Annotated in this window: 3 protein-coding genes; all 3 read right to left on the bottom strand. The window is 63.2% G+C overall.

The genetic code is table 11. The annotated features are described in order from the left end of the window. Positions 1-140: 140 nt before the first annotated feature. Positions 141-458, bottom strand: a complete 318-nt coding sequence (locus QJT78_RS10040) for a hypothetical protein (protein WP_240537519.1) — start codon at positions 456-458, stop codon at positions 141-143. Positions 459-569: 111 nt separating this feature from the next. Next, positions 570-1,490: a DUF427 domain-containing protein gene (locus tag QJT78_RS10035; protein ID WP_028148912.1), complete on the bottom strand. Its 921-nt coding sequence runs from the start codon at positions 1,488-1,490 to the stop codon at positions 570-572. Between the two features lie 161 nt (positions 1,491-1,651). Continuing rightward, on the bottom strand, positions 1,652-7,171 hold the full coding sequence (locus tag QJT78_RS10030; protein WP_038942495.1) for an AAA family ATPase: 5,520 nt from the start codon (positions 7,169-7,171) through the stop codon (positions 1,652-1,654). Between the last annotated feature and the right edge of the window lie 200 nt (positions 7,172-7,371).

Raw genomic sequence — 7,371 nt, 5'->3', positions numbered from 1 at the left:
ACGTCAACGCATACAACGACAGAGCCGAGCCCTTCGTCTGGACCAAGAAAAAGGTCCGTCAACGCCGTTTCAAAGGCCGCCGTATCACTCAGCTCTGATTCCGGGTACTAGGCCGACAAGCGTGAGGTGGCCGGGCTAGCTCAGCATCCGCGGCAGATGATGAGCTTGCGATCCAGCATCTGATCGCGCTGCTGCTGCGCACGCTCCCAGGCCGACAGAGCATCCGATTGAGGCGCATCGGCCCGGCTCGGCTGACGGTGGCCGACCGGAGCGAGCCAGGGCAGGCGCGACGTCGGCTCGGCCGAGGCGAAACGCGCGGCGGCCCGCGACGGCAGATCGGGGAGGGCGTCGACAGAGCTGTTCCGGTCGGAGGCATGTGCGGGCGACAGCAAGCCGATCAGGAGAAGGCCCGCAAATGCGGAGCGGATCGAGCGTGTCTGGTTCGAACGATGGGACATTGTGGCGCTCCCGTACTGGAGGCTCGGGATGAGCGGCTCCGTTGAGGGCCACAATAGTCGTGGACGCGAAAGGCTGAATGCTGCGCGATCTCGAAGATATGCTCGTTCGTCTCACGAGCGTCGATGGAGGGGACTGGTTGCGGCTTCAGCGGGCCGGCCACCAGGCGTTGGCTCGGGGACCACCTCGGCGATGTCAAGATTACGATCGGGGCCGTGCGGAACCACCGACTGGCCTGGTTCGAGACGCAGCTGCGTGCCATCGAGACGGACCGTCACGATGTCGGGCTCGAACGATACAAAATTGGAGATGCGGCGGACTTCGGGATAGGCGTCGGGATACGACCATGCCGCCTGGCGCGCGTCTCCGATGGAGTAGTAGCTGCAGAGGCCCTTGTACGGGCAGAAGGTCTGGAGCTTCACCGGAGTGAGGGCAGACTCATCGATGTCGGAACGTGGAACGTACCAACGCGGTGCAAAGCCGGACTCGTAAAGGACCAGCGGCCGCTTTGTATCGGCGATGACCCGGCCCTGGTGGTTGACCACGAGGTTACGAGAGGTCTGGCGGATGTCGATGCGGTGATAGGGATCGGCAGCATGGCCCACGATGCGTTCGTCTTCCTCGTAGAAGGCATCCATGGCCCGCCAGGCAAAAGCGATCAGACCCTGCAAATCGCCTGCATGGGCGGGCAGGTCGGTGTGCCGCCATGCTCCTCGCGCCGCGATGTGTTGCTCGTCGACCCGAACGCTGTACCAGGACGTCGGCCCAAGATCGGCGTGTTGCGTGATGTGCTCGGTAGGTTCCAGCACATGTGGGGAAACATCGGCCTCCGGGAAATAGGCGACAGGATAACGGCCCGGTTCGAAAAGCAGGAGCACCCGTTCGCTGTCGGTGATCCAGCTTCCCCCAAAGCGCACGCGGAGGCGGCGGCGTAACGGTTCGACGTACAAGAGTCGCTTGGGCAGCGGCTCGGGGACGAGAAAGCGGCCGATTGCTCCCGTTGAAAGCGGGCCTTGTTGCCAGGACAGTCCCAACTGATCTCTCCCTGCAGCACACCGTCTGATGATGGCGGACCTGTTCCGGCCCGTGCTTGGCTTCGCCGGCGCGATCCGATGGCTATATTTCGTCCGCGGCCCGGCCTTGGTTACAGGTCATCGCACCAATTTTGCGGTGTGATGACGCCAGCCGAGATGATTCAACCAACCGTAAAGCCGTCATCGATCGGCACGGTGAACTGGAAGACGGCGCCGCGCGGTTCGTTTGCAGTCGCCCAGAGCCTGCCGCCATGCGCGACGATGATCGAACGGCATATCGACAGTCCGACACCGAGGCCGCCCGACTTGGTCGTGTAGAAGGGTTCGAACAGCCGCGCGAGGCCCTCCGCCGACAAGCCTGGTCCCGAATCCGTGATCGATACGCGTATGCTCTCGGCATCCGCTCTCGCGGTCTGGATCAACAGCTCGCGCTTGCCCCCCGTTGTCTCGCTCATGGCCTCGATCGCGTTCAGGATCAGGTTGAGCGTGACCTGCTGCAGCTCGACGCGATCGCCGATGACCTTGGGCAGACGATCGGCGAATATCGTCTGGATCGACACATCGTGCCGCGCCGCTTCAGCCTGCGTGAGTTCGATGACTTGGCCGATGACGTTGTTGATCGCCAGAGAATCCCGTTTGGGCGGTGATTTCTTGACGAGATCCCGGATTCGCTCGATGACCTCGCTGGAGCGGATGCCGTTCTCGATCGCGCGTGTCAGCGCCCTGCGCGTCTGCTCCAGTGCCGGTGGTTGGTGATCGAGCCAGCTCAGGGCCGCTTGCGCGCTGGCGATGACGGCGGTGTTCGGCTGATTGACCTCGTGGGCGATCGACGCCGTCAGCTGTCCCATCACCGCCACGCGGTTGGCGTGGGCCAGCTCCATCTGAGCCTCGCGGTAACGCTGTTCGTTCTCGCGTGCCTCGGTTTCGGCGCGCTTGCGCTCGCTGAGATCCAGCACGAAGGCAACGCCTTGCTCCTGCTCGTCGTCGAACAAGGCTCCGCCGGTCAGCACCGGCACCCGGCTGCCGTCCTTGCGGAAGAACGCCTTTTCGAACGGGTGGACAACCCGCGTCGCCTTCAATTCGGCCCGGGCACGGTCGGTGCGCTCCTGCCATTCGGGCGGCGTCAGATCTGCCCAGCGCAACCGGCCGGCGGCGAGATCCTCGCGATCATATCCCATGGTCGTCAGGAACGCGTCATTGGCATCGAGAATGTCGGGGGTGTGATCGAAGATGAAGATGCCGATGATGTTGGCCTCGACCAACCGGCGGATCCGCGATTCCCGCTCCTGAAGCTCCCGGTACAGACGGGCATTGTCGAGCGAGGTCGCAGCCTCGGATGCGAGAAATTTGAGGATCGCGATGCGGGCGGGTGTGAAGACGCGCGAGGCGAGATTGTTCTCCAGATACAGAAATGCCACCGCGCTGCCCTGCTTGACGAGCGGCACGCACAAGGCTGATCGGACGTGCTTCTTCTGGATGTACTCGTCACCGCCGAACGCGCTGCTCGTCGAGGCATCGTCGAGCACGACGCTTTCCTGGGTGCGAGCCGTGTAAAGCACGATCGACATCGGGACTTCAGCGGCGGAGATCGGTGAATCCGCGAGATCGAGACTGACCGAACCGCCGCCAGTCACCGCGTCCGCCCGAATTCTCAGCTCGGAACCCCTCGGTAAAATCAGCACGCCACGTTCCGCACCCGCATGCTCGATGGCCGAACGAAGCAAGGTCTCCGTGAGCTTCTCCAGCACGATTTCGCCTGAAACAGCCTCCGACACCTTGAGAACCGTCGCAAGGTCCAACTGTTCGACCGGCGCTCCGATCGTCCCTGCGGCGCTGAGCGCGGATCCTCGCTCCCGCAGATTCGGATGCAGTTTCTCGAGCTGGCTCACCTTCGCCTCGGCGCCCCAGCGCGCGTAGCAATCGCGCGCTTTTGTCAGGTAGGACAGGACGACCGTTCGAATGCCGCGCGCCTCGTAGAACCCAGCCGCACGTTCCGCAGCGATCGCCTCGATCTGCGCGAAGCCGGATTCTTGCGCCAATCGGATCGATTCCTCGTACAGCTGTTCCGCCTCGAGCTCGCGGCCTTCGATGCGCGCAAGCTCCGCCGCGACGAGCTTCTGCCGCGCAGCGTAATTCGCGGGGCAGCGGTTGGACCAGACTGTGAGCTTGCGGTGGTGTTCCCGGAGGTCGCCGAGGCGCCGTTCGCGATCCTCGGGTCGTGATGCGTGATAAGCCCCGGCATGAGCGAGCGCCGTGTAGAACCGGTATTCGGTGAAATCCGAATAAGAGCGGACGCACCATGAGAGCGCTTCTGCGCGTGAGGCGAGGGCAATCGCGACATCGTCACGTCCGGCAATGACTTCGATCTGAATTTGCGTCGCGTAGTAGAAGAAGGCGCTTATCGGTTCGCTCGCATCCGAGGGCTGAAGCGCCGCGGGGCTCTCGAAGTCATTCCGGCCATCGCGCCCCATAAGGCTCTGCGCCAGATCTCGTTGCCTGATGAGGCCCTCCGCAGCCAATCGGACGCCCAGACCCTCGGCGAATGCCAGGGACCGCTCGGCGCGCGAGCAGACATCCATGAGCGGATCGCCGCAGAAGAGATCCACCGATATCAGTCCGCGATGCGAATACGCCGCGAATGCCAGATCTCCGGTCGTCAAACAGATCGCAAGAGCGCGCCGAATGAACGGCCGTCCCGATCGGATCGGGAGAATCCATGGGGTCACGTGGAGGCCGAATACCAGAAGCGCCCGGCCGCTCAGCCCCGTCTGCGGCTGCCTGTCAGCAAGGGCTGCGCCAAATTGTGATAGCCGGAATCCAAGTTCCGCATCGGTTGAACTGCTCGCGAGCACGCCGAAAATCGCGGTCAGCGGGTAGCATGCTTCAGGGCTGGTCCCGTGCGCGAGCGTCAGCCGAGTGGCCTCCATGAGCATGGTGTCGGAGAGGTTGCGATCAGTCAGAAACGCAGGCGTGAGGAGGTCGGCCAGGACGCCCATGGTCGCACGATGATCCGGATCGGTCATCGGCGGTAGCGCATGAAGCTGCTCGTCGGACAGCTTTTCGGTTAAACTCCGCAGGCGCCGCCGATCCTCGTCCACCTCGCTGCGGCTGGGATGAGGAGACCAGTCAATCCCGGTCCTGCGCAAGAATGCGAGGCAAACCTCGACCGCCCGCTCGAGCTGTCCCGCGGTGGTGTATAGCTGCGCCTGGAGCCTGGCGACCTCGGCGCTCGCCTGGACGTCCGAACAGCTCTGCGACAGGACCGTCAATTCCGCTTCTGCCGTGTTCAGCTCACCGAGCAGGAATTTGCACTCGGCGTGGAGCAGGCCGATCGCGAAGGCGTCCCGGCTGCACCGCGGATGCCCTTCCTCCCCGAGCAGTTCGCGGGCGATTTCAAGGTAGGTTGCTGCCGCGTGGTAGGCCGTTGCATTTCGCGCGCGCCGGCCCGCGGCGATATTGACGGCAATGACCTGTTCGCGTTCAGCGCCGTTCGTCAAAGCGGCGATGCCGCGGTTCAGCTGGTTGGCAACGATATAGACGCGCTCGTTGGTTTCGTCGGGCGTCAGCTGCGCTGCAAGGACTAGACCGATCCGAAGGTGCAGGGCCGTTCGCCTGTCCTGGTCCAGTTGAAGCGCATAAGCGGCCTCTTGCACGCGATCGTGGACGAACGCGTAAGCGCTCTTGAGGCGTCGGACCAGTTCGAGATGCATCGCGTCTTTCAAATCCGCGTGCAGCGTCTGCTCCGATGTTCCGTGCACGAGGCAGAGCGTTGCAATCTCGGCGCTGTTGCCCAGGCAGGCCAGCTCCAGCAGGGCTTGACGTGTCTCGTTACGCAAACCGCTCAGCTTGCCGACCATGAGATCGGCGACGTTTTCGGCGTAGCTTTTTTCCTTGATGCGTTCGAGATCCCAGCGCCACTGTCGCTTGTCATGATCGAAGGTCAGCAGTTCTTCTTCGGCCAGCGCCCGCAGAAACTGCGTGAGAAAGAACGGGTTCCCGTTCGTCTTCTCGTATATCAGCTGCGCCATCGGCATGGCGTATGCCGGCTCGCAGTGAAGTGCATCCGCGGTGAATTCCAGGACGGCATCGCGGGTGAGGGGGGCCAGGTCGATTTCCCGCACCCGTTTGCGGGAGGTCCGAATTTCGACGAGCCGTTGGGCCAGCAGATGCTTGACGTCGACATCGCTGCGTCGATAGGCGACGATGAGAAGCAGATTTTGCAGATCGGATCTGTTCAGAAGAAACGCGATCAGATCCAGTGTGGCGAGGTCAAGCCACTGCAGGTCGTCGAGGAACAGCACGAGGGGATGGTGCGCCTTGGCGAAGACGCCGATGAAGCGTCGAACGACGAGTTGGAAGCGTCGCTGTGCGTCTTGCGGGGGAGCCTCCGGGACCGGTGGTTGATCCCCGATCACCAGCCGCAGCTCCGGTACGAGATCCACCATCAGTTGACCGAGCTGGCCCAGCGCGTCGTGCAGTGCGCTACGCCAGGGTGCCAGATCGGCATCGCTCTTGGCGAGGAGGCCTCGGACAAGGCCTTGAAGCGCATGCGCGAGCGTCGCGTAAGGCATATCGCGCTTGTGCTGATCGAACTTGCCGGAGGCGAAGAATCCTCCCAACGGGACCAAGGCCTTCTGCATTTCGTCGACGAAAGCGGACTTGCCGATACCGGAGGGGCCGGACACCAGGATCAACTCGGGCGTGCCGCTCCGGGTGACGCGATCGAACGAGGTGAGCAACGCCTCGATCTCGTGCTCCCTGCCGTAGAGCCGTTCGGGAATCAGCAGGCGGTCCGGTATATCGGTTTGGGCCAGGACGAAATCATCGATCCGTCCCTGCGCTTCCCATTCGGCGAGTGACCGTTCGAGGTCGCTCTTGAGGCCGGCGGCGGTCTGGTAGCGGTCCTCGGCCGTCTTGGCGAGGAGCTTCATGATGATCGCCGACACGGCGCGAGGAACGCCATTGACCCGTTCGGCGGGTGGAACGGCTCGTCTGGCGATGTGGCTGTGCACCCATTCCATCGGACTGGACGCGGTGAACGGCAGTGCGCCCGTCAGCATCCGGTAGAACGTCACGCCGATTGCGTACAGATCGCTGCGGGAATCGACGGACCGGTTCATGCGGCCGGTCTGCTCGGGTGCCATATAGGCCAGCGTGCCCGCCATGGTCTCCGGTGGTTCGAGCTGCTGTCGCTCGCGCGGCAAGCGAGATGCGAGGCCAAATCCGGTGATCCTGACCTCGTCAGCCTCGGTCACCAGAAGATTGGCCGGCTTCAAATCCTTGTGGACCAGGCCCTGCCGATGCAGCTGGTCGACGGCGGTGGTGATGCCGAGAGCCAATCGCAAGAAATGGTCCAGCTTCATCGGCGCGCCGAGCAGTTGTTCGAGCGGCTCGCTGCCGGGATCTTCCAATATCAGCAAGATTCGACCACCGTCGCGGATCAGCTCCAGCGGCCGTACGGCCCAGGTCCCATCGAGCTCGTCGCGCAAGGCGTATTCATGGGCGAGCCGGTCGAGGACCGCGGCCGGCGGATGTTCCGTCGCCGCCCTTACGGTCAGGACACTGTTGAGATCGCCATCGGCGCCCCGGCGCCATTCGCGGCAAAAGACGCGCTCGCCGTCGTCCCATGACGCCTTGAGACCGGCATTGCCATTCGTGGATACCCGCGAGGATACGTGCATCTGCCGGACTCCGGAACTAGCCGGCCAGTCGATTGAAAAGGAGGGAAAGGTTCACCTGTCCCGTTCGGGAACGTACTCCCAACGCCAATCCCCAACAATAGCCGGGATCGGAGCAATGGCATGAGCCGCATTCCGTTCGGACCCAGCGTCACCGACAAGAGTTGTTCCGATGCGCTCTGATCGGCAATTCCGCTCAACCG

The sequence above is a fragment of the Bradyrhizobium sp. Mp27 genome (genome assembly GCF_029953005.1).
Lineage (GTDB): Bacteria > Pseudomonadota > Alphaproteobacteria > Rhizobiales > Xanthobacteraceae > Bradyrhizobium > Bradyrhizobium barranii.
This window is presented reverse-complemented; position numbering and strand designations above follow the sequence as displayed.